Annotated in this window: 16 protein-coding genes and 1 pseudogene; 7 read left to right on the forward strand and 10 right to left on the reverse strand. The window is 71.9% G+C overall.

The features are described from left to right. Positions 1–237: 237 nt before the first annotated feature. Positions 238–1,125, reverse strand: coding sequence for an RNA polymerase sigma factor SigF (locus tag AB0M97_RS12220; protein ID WP_365960713.1), 888 nt, complete (start codon positions 1,123–1,125; stop codon positions 238–240). 195 nt (positions 1,126–1,320) lie between these two features. On the opposite strand from AB0M97_RS12220, the gene AB0M97_RS12225 reads away from it, so the two are divergent. Then, positions 1,321–1,821 (forward strand): helix-turn-helix transcriptional regulator, encoded by a 501-nt coding sequence (locus AB0M97_RS12225; RefSeq protein ID WP_365960714.1) that lies wholly within the window; start codon positions 1,321–1,323, stop codon positions 1,819–1,821. Positions 1,822–1,851: 30 nt separating this feature from the next. Here AB0M97_RS12225 and AB0M97_RS12230 read toward each other — a convergent pair whose 3' ends face one another. The 3 genes and pseudogenes from AB0M97_RS12230 to AB0M97_RS12240 all read right to left on the reverse strand — a co-directional run. Continuing rightward, positions 1,852–2,454, reverse strand: a complete 603-nt coding sequence (locus tag AB0M97_RS12230; protein WP_365960715.1) for an ATP-dependent Clp protease proteolytic subunit — start codon at positions 2,452–2,454, stop codon at positions 1,852–1,854. 2 nt (positions 2,455–2,456) lie between these two features. Continuing rightward, positions 2,457–3,110 carry an ATP-dependent Clp protease proteolytic subunit gene (locus tag AB0M97_RS12235; RefSeq protein WP_365960716.1) on the reverse strand — a complete coding sequence of 218 codons (654 nt, stop codon included), beginning with the start codon at positions 3,108–3,110 and terminating at the stop codon, positions 2,457–2,459. Positions 3,111–3,253: 143 nt separating this feature from the next. Beyond that, positions 3,254–3,456 (reverse strand): annotated as a pseudogene (locus tag AB0M97_RS12240) (hypothetical protein); the annotation flags it as partial. 137 nt (positions 3,457–3,593) lie between these two features. Between AB0M97_RS12240 and AB0M97_RS12245 the strand changes: the two are divergent. The 3 genes from AB0M97_RS12245 to AB0M97_RS12255 all read left to right on the forward strand — a co-directional run bounded on the left by AB0M97_RS12245 (position 3,594) and on the right by AB0M97_RS12255 (position 5,724). Continuing rightward, positions 3,594–4,076, forward strand: coding sequence for a VOC family protein (locus AB0M97_RS12245; protein WP_365960717.1), 483 nt, complete (start codon positions 3,594–3,596; stop codon positions 4,074–4,076). Positions 4,077–4,193: 117 nt separating this feature from the next. Beyond that, positions 4,194–4,991 carry a VOC family protein gene (locus AB0M97_RS12250; protein WP_365960718.1) on the forward strand — a complete coding sequence of 266 codons (798 nt, stop codon included), beginning with the start codon at positions 4,194–4,196 and terminating at the stop codon, positions 4,989–4,991. A gap of 40 nt (positions 4,992–5,031) precedes the next feature. After that, positions 5,032–5,724 (forward strand): ribonuclease H, encoded by a 693-nt coding sequence (locus tag AB0M97_RS12255; RefSeq protein WP_365960719.1) that lies wholly within the window; start codon positions 5,032–5,034, stop codon positions 5,722–5,724. A gap of 13 nt (positions 5,725–5,737) precedes the next feature. On the opposite strand, the gene AB0M97_RS12260 is transcribed toward AB0M97_RS12255, so the two are convergent. Further along, positions 5,738–6,190: an SRPBCC family protein gene (locus tag AB0M97_RS12260; RefSeq protein WP_365960720.1), complete on the reverse strand. Its 453-nt coding sequence runs from the start codon at positions 6,188–6,190 to the stop codon at positions 5,738–5,740. A 157-nt stretch (positions 6,191–6,347) separates the two neighbouring features. Between AB0M97_RS12260 and AB0M97_RS12265 the strand changes: the two genes are divergently transcribed. Beyond that, positions 6,348–7,634, forward strand: a complete 1,287-nt coding sequence (locus AB0M97_RS12265) for an FAD-dependent monooxygenase (RefSeq protein ID WP_365960721.1) — start codon at positions 6,348–6,350, stop codon at positions 7,632–7,634. A 12-nt stretch (positions 7,635–7,646) separates the two neighbouring features. Then, the gene (locus AB0M97_RS12270) at positions 7,647–8,630 is read left to right on the forward strand and encodes an aldo/keto reductase (RefSeq protein ID WP_365960722.1); all 984 of its coding nucleotides are present in this window, start codon (positions 7,647–7,649) and stop codon (positions 8,628–8,630) included. Positions 8,631–8,700: 70 nt separating this feature from the next. Here the strand turns inward: AB0M97_RS12270 and AB0M97_RS12275 are convergent, their stop codons facing one another. Next, positions 8,701–9,069 (reverse strand): hypothetical protein, encoded by a 369-nt coding sequence (locus AB0M97_RS12275; protein ID WP_365960723.1) that lies wholly within the window; start codon positions 9,067–9,069, stop codon positions 8,701–8,703. A gap of 179 nt (positions 9,070–9,248) precedes the next feature. On the opposite strand from AB0M97_RS12275, the gene AB0M97_RS12280 reads away from it, so the two are divergent. Beyond that, the gene (locus AB0M97_RS12280) at positions 9,249–9,719 is read left to right on the forward strand and encodes a DUF6328 family protein (protein WP_365960779.1); all 471 of its coding nucleotides are present in this window, start codon (positions 9,249–9,251) and stop codon (positions 9,717–9,719) included. Between the two features lie 124 nt (positions 9,720–9,843). Here the strand turns inward: AB0M97_RS12280 and AB0M97_RS12285 are convergent, their stop codons facing one another. From AB0M97_RS12285 to AB0M97_RS12300, 4 genes are all read right to left on the reverse strand, one after another. Further along, positions 9,844–10,269 (reverse strand): SsgA family sporulation/cell division regulator, encoded by a 426-nt coding sequence (locus AB0M97_RS12285; RefSeq protein ID WP_365960724.1) that lies wholly within the window; start codon positions 10,267–10,269, stop codon positions 9,844–9,846. A 161-nt stretch (positions 10,270–10,430) separates the two neighbouring features. Next, complete coding sequence (locus tag AB0M97_RS12290; protein ID WP_365960725.1) at positions 10,431–11,402, reverse strand: LLM class F420-dependent oxidoreductase; 972 nt, start codon at positions 11,400–11,402, stop codon at positions 10,431–10,433. 76 nt (positions 11,403–11,478) lie between these two features. Beyond that, on the reverse strand, positions 11,479–12,438 hold the full coding sequence (locus AB0M97_RS12295) for a threonine/serine dehydratase (protein WP_365960726.1): 960 nt from the start codon (positions 12,436–12,438) through the stop codon (positions 11,479–11,481). 174 nt (positions 12,439–12,612) lie between these two features. Then, positions 12,613–13,290, reverse strand: coding sequence for an AIM24 family protein (locus AB0M97_RS12300; protein WP_365960727.1), 678 nt, complete (start codon positions 13,288–13,290; stop codon positions 12,613–12,615). Positions 13,291–13,301 lie beyond the last annotated feature (11 nt).

Consider the following 13,301-nt stretch of genomic DNA (forward strand, 5'->3'; position numbering starts at 1 on the left):
GCCTGCCGAGCCGGCCTGCTGAGCACGTTCAGGGGCCTCCGCACCATACGGCCCCGCACCACATGGCCCCACCACAGCTCAGGGGCCGCCGCACCACATCGCCCCGTCACATGGGTGAAGGCCGGCGATCATGTGACCACCGGCCTGCGCGACCTCACGAGATCAACGCCCCCGGGCACGCAAGAGCGCCGGGCGCAGCCGCACGCCGACAGCGGCCCCGCCCGACGCGGTCCTTCCTCAGGCGCAGCCCAGCTCGCCCAGCATTCCCTCGCGCAACCGTGAAATGAGCCGCTTGATCAGGCGGGACACATGCATCTGCGAGCAGCCGAGCCGTTCACCGATCTCGGCCTGGGTCGCCTCCTCCACGAACCGCATGTGGATGATCTGCCGGTCCCGCTCGCTCAGCTCGGCCATCAGCGGCGCCAGTGACTGGAAGTCCTCCACCAGCCGCAGCCCGTCCTCCTCGACGCCGATGAAGTCGGCGAGGACCGCCTCGCCGTTCTCCGGCCCGTCGCCGGTCAGGGCGGCGTCCAGGGAGGAGGAGTTGTAGCCGTTGGCGGCAATCTGCGCCTCGACGACCTCGTTCTCCGAGATGTTGAGCAGCGTGGCCAGCTCGGCGACCGTCGGTTCGCGGTCCAGCCGGCTGGCGAGTTCCTCACGGGCCTTGGCGAGCTCGACACGCAGCTCCTGGAGCCGGCGCGGCACGTGCACGGCCCACGTCGTGTCGCGGAAGAAACGCTTGATCTCGCCGACGATGTACGGCAGCGCGAACGACGTGAATTCCACCTCGCGCGCCAGCTCGAACCGGTCGATCGCCTTGATCAGACCGATCATGCCGGTCTGGACGATGTCCTCCATGTCGTCGCCGCGGCCCCGGAACCGGCCCGCGGCGAACCGCACGAGGGACATGTTCATCTCAATCAGGGTGTTGCGCGCGTACTGGTACTCGTGCGTGCCTTCTTCGAGTTCCGTCAGCCGACGGAAGAACTGGCGGGACAGCTCGCGCGCATCGCGCGGCGCCACGGCCCGCGGGTCCTCGACTCCCGGCAGCTTCCCGTCCTGCGTCCTGGTCCCGGCGGTCTCTGCATCGCCTTGTACCTCCGGCCGGATCACGGCGGTGTCCATTGCCTCTCCCCACGAAAAGTCTCGGCATGACGTCTGCCTGGGTGCTTCCCCCGGAGCGCGTACCCAGGCTTCGCCAGGACATGCCCCCCGGTTTTCGCGGGGCCGCGCACGAGGGCCCGCTCCGCGTGCCCGGGCTTCACCCAGGGCGGAACGCCCACGCCTTCCCTCACGGTACGGGACTCCTAGGCTTGAGGGGTGAGCAACCAAGCGACGAACCACGCCCGCCGCGTCATCCCGCTGCGCCCGGCCTCCCCGGAGCCGGGGCCGTCCGGGCAGAGGCCCCCCGTACCGCGCCCCGTGCCGTCGGCTCCCGCCCCGAAGGAACCCCTGTGGCGCGACCTGGTGGGCGACGTCCTGCGCCAGGAGCGCCTGGCCCAGGAACGCACGCTCAAGGACGTCGCCGACGCCGCCCGCATCTCCATGCCGTACCTGTCGGAGGTGGAGCGGGGCCGCAAGGAGGCCTCCTCGGAGGTCCTCGCGGCCGCCGCCCGCGCCCTCGGCCTGAGCCTCGCCGACCTGCTGTCACGGGCCCACGGCGAACTCGCCCGGATCACCGCACGCCGGACACCCGGCAGCCGTGTGACGTCCGTCACCGGAAGCAGCACCACGTCCGCCACAAGCGCTCTCGTCGCACTGGCGGCCGGCAGCCGCGCCCCGTCCGCCCCGCGCCGCGGCGGACTCTGCCTGGCCGCGTGACCCGGCCACCGACGTAGCCGGGCCGGCGCCTCACCTCGTCACGAGGCGCCGGCTCAGTACCTCGTCGGCCAGGCCGTAGGCCACCGCCTCCTGCGCGGTGAACACCTTGTCGCGGTCCATGTCCGCGCGCAGCGTCGCCACGTCGTGGTGCGTGTGGCGCGCCAGCACCTCCTCCACCTGGGAGCGGATCCGTACCAGCTCCTTGGCCTGGAGTGTCAGGTCGGACACCGTGCCCTGCCGGCCGCCGCTGGCCGGCTGCCCGAGCAGCACGCGCGCGTGTTCCAGCACGAACCGCCGCCCCGGGTCCCCGCCGGCCAGCAGCACGGCCGCCGTGGACGCCGCCTGCCCGACGCAGAACGTGGAGATGGGCGCCTGCACGAACGTCATCGTGTCGTAGATCGCCATCAGTGAGGTGAACGAGCCGCCGGGGGAGTTGATGTAGACCGCGATCTCGTTTTCCGGCGCCGACGACTCCAGGTGGAGGAGCTGCGCGATGACGACGTTGGCGACGCCGTCGTCGATCTCGGTGCCGAGGAAGATGATCCGCTCCGACAGCAGCCGGCTGAACACGTCGTACGACCGCTCGCCCTGCGGGGTGCGCTCGACGACGTTCGGAATCGTGTACGTCCCCATGGCTACAGCCCCGCCCTGCGTCGTGAGGAGGCCGGGCGGACGTCCGTGAGGGACTCCACCACCCGGTCCACCATGCCGTACTCCCTGGCCTCCTCGGCCGTGAACCAGCGGTCCCGGTCGCCGTCCCGGGAGATGGTCTCCGGGCTCTGCCCGGTGTGCTCGGCGGTGATCCGCTCGATGGTCCGCTTGGTGAACTCCAGGTTCTGCGCCTGGATCTCGACATCGGCGGTGGTGCCGCCGATGCCCGCGGACGGCTGGTGCATCATGATCCGCGCGTTCGGCAGGGCGTACCGCTTGCCGGGCGTGCCGACGCTGAGCAGGGACTGGCCCATGCTGGCGGCGAAGCCCATGGCGAGCGTGGAGACGTCGTTCGGGACGAGCCGCATCGTGTCGTAGATGGCCAGACCCGCGTGCACCGCGCCGCCCGGGCTGTTGATGTACAGGGCGATGTCGGTGCGCGGGTCCTCCGCCGACAGGATCAGCAGCTGGGCGCAGACCCGGTTGGCGGACACCTCGTCCACCTGCGTGCCGAGCAGCACGATGCGCTGTGCGAGCAGCTGGGCCGCCAGGTGGTCGTCGAACCGGGTCGGCGGGGTGTCGCCCTCCTGCGCCCGCGGCAGCGGGACCGGCACCGGGCCGGCGGTGAATGGAGACATCGGCGCTCCTTGTCGAGTCGTGGAGGCTGGTCGCGGCGCCCTGGTCGGCGCGGCGCTCTCCACTGTCGGCCCGGTGCGGCCCCGGCCGGGCATTTCTCGGCCCGCGGCAGATTCGCCACGGGCAGAGCGGCCGGACGGCCCGCGGACAGCCCGAAGCCGGGGATGCTCGGCAGCACCACGTGGGAGGCGTCGGCGGGATCGCCGCCGTGCGCGGCCGGATCCGGCAACGGCCCACGAGCCCGTCCGGCCATCGCGTCCCGTCCGGGCGCTCGGGCAGGTCGTCGAGGCCGCGCTGCGGCACGTCGAGACGGAAGGGCCGGACGGATGCCGCCCGGGACGAGGTCATGGCCGTGCTGCCAGGGGTGTCCCTGCCGGTGTGTGGCCTTTACACGCGCATTGTCCGCCCGTCGGTCGATGAGTTCCGCGGCGCGGCCCGGTCGTTACAGGCGACCGAGTTCCGCACCCGTCTTCGAGGAGACAGGCATGACCACCGTCGGATTCACCACGTGTCTCTGGTTCGACGACCAGGCCGAGGAAGCCGCCCACTTCTACGTGTCCCTGTTCAAGAACTCCCGCGTCGACGGCGTCACCCACTACAGCGAGGGCGGCCCGCGCCCGGCGGGCACGGTGATGACCGTGGAGTTCACCGCCAACGGCCAGAGGTTCGTCGCGCTGAACGGCGGCCCGCAGTTCACGTTCACCGAGGCCGTCTCCTTCCAGATCCTCTGCGACAACCAGGAAGAGGTCGACTTCTACTGGGACAAGCTCACCGAGAACGGCGGCGAGCCCGGCCCGTGCGGCTGGCTCAAGGACAGGTACGGGCTGTCCTGGCAGGTCGTGCCCACCCGGCTGATGGAGATGATCGGCGGCCAGGACGCCGAGAAGGCCGGCCGCGTGACCAGGGTGATGATGTCGATGGGCAAGATCGACATCGCGGAACTGGAGAAGGCGTACGCGGGGGAGTAGGGCCGGGACGGGCCGCCGCCCGCGGTTCGGGCCGGGAAACCTTCGGCGCGCGACCCGGCCCGGGGGTGACTAGCGTGAAAAACGGACCCACCCATCGAGACCCGAAAGGCCGCAGTCATGGCGGTACAACCTGAGGGGGCCCCTTGCTGGGCCGACGCGATGTTCCGTGACGTCGAGGGGGCCAAGCGGTTCTACGGCGGCGTCCTCGGCTGGACCTTCGGTGAGGCGTCGTCGGAGTTCGGCAATTACACCGAGGCCTATGTCGACGGCAAGGCGGTCGCCGCCGTCGTACCACCGATGTCCGGGCAGGAAGGGCACTCGCAGTGGTGTCTCTACTTCGCCTCGCAGGACGCCGCGGCCACGGCGGCGCGCGTCCGTGAGGCGGGCGGCGAGGTGCTGATGGAGCCCATGCAGGTCGCCGACTACGGAACCATGTGCCTGGCCCGCGACCCGAGCGGTGTCGTCTTCGGCGTGTGGCAGGCCGGCCGGCACGAGGGCTTCGACGCCATGGCCGAACCCGGCGCCTACTGCTGGGCGGAGGTCTGCACCCGCGAGCCCGAGAAGTCCGACCCCTTCTGGGCCGCCCTCTTCCCGTACCGGGTGAAGACGATGCAGGACGCCGGCGTGGAATTCCGCGTCTACGACCTGGGCGACCGCAGCGTCCTGGGCCGCATGAGGATGGGGGACGACTTCCCGCCCGAGGTGGGCCCCTACATCAACGTCTACTTCACCGTCGAGGACTGCGACGCGGCCGTCACGAGGGCCACGGAGCTCGGCGGTGTGCTGCGGTTCGGGCCGATGGACACCCCGTTCGGCCGGTTCGCCGCCCTGAGCGACCCGCAGGGCGCGAACTTCTCGGTCATCGACGTCACGAAGACCGAGGGCGAGATGCCGCAGATGACGGACGTCGGCTGAGGCTGCCCGCCCGCGGCCGGACGCCGCGCCCGCCCATGGCATGATCGGATCCATGCGTGAACGTGTGGTGGCCGCCTGCGACGGGGCGTCGAAGGGGAATCCGGGTCCGGCGGGCTGGGCCTGGGTCGTCGCCGACAGCTCCGGGACCCCGGAGCGCTGGGAGGCCGGACCGCTCGGCCGGGCCACCAACAACGTCGCCGAACTCACCGCCCTGGAGCGGCTGCTCGCGGCGACGGACCCGGCGGTGCCGCTGGAGATCCGGATGGACTCCCAGTACGCCATGAAGGCCGTCACCACCTGGCTGCCCGGCTGGAAGCGCAACGGCTGGAAGACGGCCGCCGGCAAGCCGGTCGCCAACCAGGACCTCGTGGTGCGCATCGACGAACTGCTCGACGGGCGCTCGGTGGAATTCCGCTACGTGCCCGCCCACCAGGTCGACGGCGACCGGCTCAACGACTTCGCCGACCGCGCCGCGAGCCAGGCGGCGAGCATCCAGGAACCCGCGGGCAGCGCCCTCGGCTCCCCGGAGCCGCCGCCCGCCCCGGACGTCCCGGCCAAGACCCCGCGCCGCCGACCGGCCGCGGCCAAGCAGCGCGGCGGTGGCTCCTCGCGCACGATCAAGGCGAAGTTCCCCGGCCGCTGCCTGTGCGGCCGGGGCTACGCCGCCGGCGAACCCATCGCCAAGAACGCGCAGGGCTGGGGCCACCCGGAGTGCCGGACGGCGGACGCCTGACCGGCCGGGCCGGTCAGGCGACCACGCCGCGCCAGCCACCGGTCTCCTGACCGCGCTGCTCGATGAACCGCTTGAAGCGCTCCAGGTCACCCTTGGTCTGCCGCTTCACGAACCCGAGCTTGTCACCGACCTTCTCGGTGACGCTGTCGGGATGGAAGTCCATCTGCAGCATCACCTTGGTGTGGCTGTCGTCCAGGCGGTGGAAGGTGACCACCCCCGCCTGCTTGGCCTCGCCGGAGACCGTCGTCCAGGCGACCCGCTCGTCCGGGATCTGCTCCGTGATCTCCGCGTCGAACTCGCGGTGGACGCCGTTCACGTTCGTCACCCAGTGCGTGAGGGTGTCGGTGCGCTGCTCAATGCGCTCGACACCGTCCATGAACTCGGGAAACGTCTCGAACTGGGTCCACTGGTTGTAGGCGGTGTGCACCGGCACGCCGACCTCAATGGATTCCTCGACCTGCGACACAGGGTTTCGCCTCCTTCGTCGTTGTCCTGCGATCGGGTCCGGCGCGGGTACCCGTGACCGGCCGCTCGAATCGCCGTCGCCGTGCGTCGTCCGGCGAACCTCGCTGCTGTTAATCTGCGTCCCCCATGACCGATTTGAGGCTATTGCGGGGGTATGTGTGAAGGTCGTCTGCGTCGGCGGCGGGCCCGCCGGGCTGTACCTGGCCATCCTGCTCAAGCGGCAGGACCCGTCCCACCACATCACCGTCCATGAACGCAACCCGGAGGGCTCCACCTACGGCTGGGGCGTCACCTACTGGCGCGGGCTGCTCGACAGACTCCACACCCACGACCCCGCATCCGCCCGCGCCCTCGCCGGGGCCTCCGTCCGCTGGAGCGACGGCGTGGCCCACGTACGAGACCTGACGACCCGTCACAGCGGCGACGAGGGCTTCGGCATCGGCCGCCACCGGCTCCTCGAACTCCTCGCCGCGCGGGCCCGCGCCCTCGGCGTCCACCTGGAGTACGGGAGCGACACCGGTCCCGGCGACCTGCCCGCCGACGCGGACCTCGTGGTCGCCGCCGACGGCGTGCACAGCGCGCTGCGCACCCGCCACGCCGAACACTTCGGCACCCGTCTCACCACCGGCCGCAACCGCTACATCTGGCTCGGCACCACCAAGGTCTTCGACGCCTTCACCTTCGCCTTCGTGGCGACCGAACACGGCTGGATCTGGTGCTACGGCTACGGCTACGCACCCGACCGCAGCACCTGCGTCGTGGAATGCGCCCCCGAGACCTGGACCGGCCTCGGCCTCGACCGCGCCCCCGAGGCCGACGGTCTGGCCCTGCTGGAGACCCTGTTCGCCGACGTCCTCGACGGCCACCCGCTCATCGCCCGCTCCGGCGGCGACATCCGCGCCCAGTGGCTGAACTTCCGCACCCTCACCAACCGCACCTGGCACCGCGGCAACCTCGTCCTGATCGGCGACGCCGCCCACACCACGCACTACTCCGTCGGCGCCGGCACCACCCTCGCCCTGGAGGACGCCGCCGCCCTCGCCGGCGCGCTCCACGACCACGCCGCACTGCCGCACGCCCTCGCCGCCTACGAACGCGAGCGGCTGCGGGCCCTGCTGCCCGTCCAGAGCGCCGCCCGCCACAGCGCCCAGTGGTACGAGAACCTCACCCGGTACATCGACCTGCCCCCCGACCGCATGTTCGCCCTCCTCGGCCAGCGCCACTCGCCGCTGCTGCCGTACGTACCGCCCGGGCTCTACTACCGCGTCGACCGCGCGGCCGGGCGGGTGGAGGCGCTGCGCCGCCTCAAGCGCTGGCTGGGGCCGAGGGTCGCGCGGGCCGTGCAGGCGCGCACGCCGGCCTCCCACGGCGGGGCGGTTCACCCGGGCGACGGCGTGCCCGGGCCTGTCGGAGGGAGCGGTTCCACGCCGTCGCGCACCGGGTGACACACTGACGCCATGGACGAGCGCACATTCCACAGGTCGGGCCAGCACGCATCCGTCGTCGGACTCGGCACCTGGCAACTGGGAGCCGACTGGGGAGACGTCGACGACAAGGAGGCCCTGGCGGTCCTGGAGGCCGCGGCCGAGTCGGGCGTCACCTTCTTCGACACCGCCGACGTCTACGGCGACGGCCGCAGCGAGCAGACCATCGCCGCGTTCCTCAGCGGAAGGCCCGACCTGCACGTGCTGGTCGCCACCAAGATGGGCCGCCGCGTCGACCAGATCCCCGAGAACTACGTCCTGGACAACTTCCGCGCCTGGAACGACCGTTCGCGGCGCAACCTCGGCGTCGACCGCATCGACCTCGTACAGCTGCACTGCCCGCCCACCCCCGTGTACTCCACGGACGAGGTGTTCGACGCCCTCGACACCCTGGTCGAGGAGGAGCGCATCGCCGCCTACGGAGTGAGCGTCGAGACCTGCGCCGAGGCGCTGACCGCCATCGCCCGGCCGAACGTGGCCAGCGTGCAGATCATCCTCAACCCGTTCCGCATGAAGCCGCTGCGCGAGGTGCTCCCGGCCGCGCGCGAGGCGGGCGTCGGCATCATCGCGCGGGTGCCGCTGGCCTCGGGCCTGCTGTCGGGCAAGTACACCAAGGACACCGTCTTCGCCGCGAACGACCACCGCACGTACAACCGGCACGGCGAGGCCTTCGACCAGGGCGAGACCTTCTCCGGCGTGGACTACGGGACCGGCGTCGAGGCCGCCGCCGAATTCGCCGCCCTCGCCCCGCAGGGCTACACCCCGGCCCAGCTGGCGCTGCGCTGGATCATCGAGCAGCCCGGCGTGACGACCGTCATCCCGGGCGCCCGCTCGCCGGAGCAGGCCCGCGCCAACGCGGCCGCCGCGAAGCTGCCGGAGCTGCCGCAGGAGACGCTCGGCGCGATCCGCGACCTGTACGAGCGGCGGATCAGGGCTCAGGTGGAGAGCCGCTGGTAGACGCGGCGCCGGTCATGCAAACGTGCCCCCCGGCTTCCGGCCGGGGGGCACGTCGCTTTCCGGGCCGGCGTCACGGCTCCAGGAGCAGTTGACGTTCCTGCTCCTGGTCGCCGGACGCGGTTCCCTGGTCGCGCGTCGTGAACGCGCCGGCCAGGGTCTCGCTCGCCCTGCGCACGGCGTCGGGGGTGCCCTGCACGGTCACCGTCACGGGCGCCGACAGCCGGCCGGCGCCGACGGGTGCCCCGCCGTCCGCGGGCCGGTCGCCCGGGGACCGGCCATCCGGGTCGGCGGCGAAGGTGGCGGTGTGGACCGTGGCCCGGTCGTCGGCCGGTACCTCGTCCGGAGCGCCGAAGGCGCTCTCCAGGGCCCTGACGACCGCCTGCGCGTCGGCGGCGCCGCCCTGCGGGCTCAGTGTCACGGTGAGCTGCGTGCCGGGCATCGCCCACGACCTCCTCGGTTAGGCGTCCTCACGTCCGCGGGCCGTGTAACCCCGGCCCGGGGAATCAAACCGGCCACCGGCAGGACAGATTCCGGCGCTGACGGGGAACTCGCGGGAAGGCAGACAGTCAGATCGCCGGACCAGGAGGAAACGTGTCGGACGCGCAAGGGGGCGGGGTCATGCGGAGGGGCCGCAACGAGACCGAGGAGGAGCGGGCGGACCGGATGTGGCAGGAACTCATCCAGGAGGTCCGCGTGGCCCAGATGGGCGTGCAGATCCTGTTCGGCTTCCTGCTCACCGTGGTGTTCACCCCGAAGTACGCGACGCTGGACGGCACGGACCGGACGATCTACATCGTCACCGTCGTGCTGGGCGCGGCGGCCACCGGTGCCCTGATAGGGCCGGTGTCCCTGCACCGCCTGGTCTCCGGGCGCCGCGTGAAGCCCCAGGCCGTCACCTGGGCCTCGCGGCTGACGTTCGTGGGGCTGGTGCTGCTGCTGGCCACGACGACGGCGTCACTGCTGCTGATACTGCGGGTCGCCACCCACGACGGGGCGGTGCCCTGGCTCGTCGCGGGCGTGGTGCTGTGGTACCTGCTGTGCTGGTTCGCCCTTCCGCTGTGGACCCGCCGCCGGTACACGACGCAGTGATGACGCGATGACAAGGGCGCGGCCGGCCACGGTGGCCGGCCGCGCCCTTGTCCCAGCCGTACCAGCGGGTGGCGCCCCTCTCCCGGATTTCTCAGAGGTTCCTGGGCTGTCTCAGAGGCCCGTCTCAGCTGCCCGCGAGCAGGTCGGCGAGGAAGTCGTCGATACGGATCTGCTCCCGCCCCGGCGGCACGATCTCGTGGGTGCGGTGCAGGAACGCCGCCAGCGCCGGCGCCCACCAGAACACCAGGGCGTGCTGCCGGCTGCCGTCGGGCCGGGCGTCGCCGAGGAGTTCCATGCGCACTTCGTCCCAGACGCCCTGCGAGACGGGGCGCAGCCGCACGTCGCCCACCCCGACCGGTCGGAGCAGGCCCTCGAAGAGCATCTCCCGGTCCAGCCGCCAGTCGGCGAGGACCCGGCCGTCGTGGCTGAACACGGCGGTGACGGCGAACGGGTCGGCGGCGTCGTAGCTCAGGTGGGCGAGTACCGAAAAGCGGTCCGTCTCGCCCGCCTGGAGCTGAGCCACCAGGGTCTTGTGCACGAACGAGTTCATAGCGCGGGCCTCCCCGGAGTACGGACTGGAACCAACCCAGTACCCGCTGAAGCCCGGGAATGCTCACTCGTGCGGGGGATTTCCCGGGGGCCGCGCGGTGACTTCCCCAGAACTCCCGCGACGACGCGGCCCCGGACGGTCGCCGGACGGCGGGTGCCGCGTCAGGCGAACGCGTCCCGCAGCGCGGGCAGCAGGGTCTTCTCCGACCAGTCCAGGAACGCCGGCTGCGACTCGCCACCGATCTGCACCAGGGCGACCTCGGTGAACCCGGCCTCGACGTACGGCCGGACCGCCGCCACGAAGGCCTCCGGGTCGTCGCCGCACGGGATCGAGGCGGCGACGTCGTCCTGCGTGACGAACTGCGTGGCCGCCTCGAACGAATCCGGGTGCGGCAGCTCGGAGTTGACCTTCCAGCCGCTGCCGAACCAGCGGAACTGGGAGTGGGCGCGCCTGATCGCCGTGTCCCGGTCGGGGTCGTAGCAGACCGGCAGCTGGCCGACGCGCGGTTTGCCCTCGCCGCCGCTGCGGTCGAACGCCTCCAGCAGCCCCGCCTTGGGCTCCGTCGCGATCACCAGGTCCGCGAGCCGGCCCGCGAGGGCGCAGGAGCGCTCCCCGGACACGGCGATGCCGATGGGCGGCGGCTGGTCCGGCAGGTCCCACAGCCGGGCCGACTCCACGTCGAAGTGCGGGCCGCGGTGATTGACGTGCCCGCCGTCGAACAGGGCCCGGATGATCTCCACGGCCTCCTCGAGCATCTCGTGCCGCACGTCGACGGGCGGCCAGCCGCCACCGACGACGTGCTCGTTGAGGTTCTCGCCGGAGCCGAGCCCCAGCCGGAACCGGCCCTCGGACAGCAACTGCATCGTCGCCGCCTTCTGCGCCACGACCGCCGGGTGGTAGCGCATCGTCGGGCACGTCACGTACGTCATCAGCGGGATGCGCGAGGTGGCCTGGGCCGCGGCGCCCAGCACGCTCCACGCGTACGGCGAGTGGCCCTGGGAGCGCAGCCACGGGAAGTAGTGGTCCGAGGTCACGGAGAAGTCGAAGCCGACCTCCTCGGCCCGCACCACATGGTCGACGAGGTCACGGGGACCGGCCTGCTCGGTCATCATCGTGTATCCGATTTGCACCATGCGTGCCGAGTCCCCGGACCCGGGCCCGGGGAAACGGCCCGGCGTCATCGCCGTTCACCGCGTGCCGCCCGTGCCCTCAGCACAGGCCGAATCGCCCGGACCAGTCGGCCATGTCGGCCGTGGACACGTTCCCGCCGCACACCACCAGTCCGATCCGGGCCTCGTCGCCCACCCGCTCCAGCACCCGCCGCGCGGCGGGCAGCAGGCAGCCGGCGGCCGGTTCGGTCCACACCTTGGCGTGCTCGGCCAGGTCGAGGGAACCCTGCACGGCCTCCCGGTCCGGGACCACCAGCACCTCGGTGACCAGCGTGGACACATGGTCGTACGTCAGCTGCGAGACCGCCGGGGCGCTCAGCGTCGACACGACGGACGACAGCTCGACCGGCACCGGGCCGCCCGCCTTCAGCGCCCGCGACATCGCCTCGGCACCCTCGGTCTCCACGCCCCAGACCCGCACCCCGGGCCCGAGGGCGTGCAGCGCCGCCGCGACACCGGCGATCAGTCCGCCGCCCCCGATGCTGACCAGGACGTCGGTGAGCTCCCCGGCGTCCTCGGCGAACTCCAGGCCGACGGTGCCCTGGCCCGCGATCACCACCGGGTCGTCGAAGGGGTGGACCAGCGTCAGGCCCTCGTCGCGCAGGCGCGTCACGAGGGCGAACGCGCTGTCCATGCCGTCGGTCAGCCGCACCGACGCGCCCGCCGCCTCGGCGATCCGCACGGCCCGGGCGGGCGCCGAGCGCGGCATGACCACCGTGGCCTTCACGTGCAGCGCGGCGGCCATCTCCGCGACGGCGATGCCGTGGTTGCCGCCGCTGACCGCCACGACACCCGCGGCCCGCTCCGCGTCGCTCAGCGACAGCAGCTTCGCCGTCGCGCCGCGCGCCTTGAACGAGCCGGTCCGCTGGAGCAGCTCCAGCTTCGCCGTCACCGGGACGCCGAGCAGTGCGGTCAGGCCCGGGCTCGGCACGGTCGGGGTGCGGACGACATGCCCGGCGATCCGCCCGGCCGCGGCCTCGACGTCCGAAATGCCGATCACGACAGTCACCTTTCCGGCGCGGAGCGGTCGTACGCGCCGCCTCGAACCCTGACCCGTGACGCCCCCCAGGTCAACTCCGGTGCGCGGCGGCGCCCGGAGATCACGCCGCACCGGGTGGCCCGGCGATCGCCGCAGCCCGCCCGCGGCAGCGGCACCTCGCCGCACGGCGCCGTCTCAGTGCTGCTGCGTCTTCTGCGGTGTCACCTCGCTCGGCCGCACCACCACGTATCCCTCGCCGGACAGCATCAGCTGCACCGCCTCCCCGGAACCGCCGCGCAGCATCGACCCGATGGACTGCGACCGGTGCAGCGACGTCTGGAGCCCCGCGGTCCAGCCGACCACCGCGTCCGTGTCGACGTACACCGGGTACTGCGCCGACACCGGAATGACCAGCGGGTTGCCCTGGCACACCAAACCCAGCCTGCCGTGCCCGCTGAACACGCTGTTGAACAGGCCGCCGCCGGTGATGCCGGCGCCCTTCACCGTCGAGATCCGGTAGGACAACGTGGCGTCGAAACACAGGACGTTGCGGCCGTTGACGGTGAACTCGTCGCCCGGTTCGACGTCCACGACGAAGCAGTTCTGCGCCTCGTTCGCGAACCAGGCCTCGCCCTGCCCTCGGACCGCCATCAGCGGCAGCCCCTCGCCGGTCACCGCGCGCTTGAGCATGCCGCCCACCCCCTGGCCCCTGCGTTCGAACTGGAGACTGCCGCGGTGGGCGACCATCGCGCCCTGCCTGGCGAGCATCTCCCCGTTCACCACGTACCTGATGCACTTGGCGTTCTCGACGGTCATGCCGGGCGCGGACGCCGGCTGGACCATGTGCTCGCTGGAAAAGAGGTCACCTTTCATGCGGGCATCGT

Origin of the sequence: Streptomyces sp. NPDC051207, assembly GCF_040682395.1 — a bacterium.
Lineage (GTDB): Bacteria > Actinomycetota > Actinomycetes > Streptomycetales > Streptomycetaceae > Streptomyces.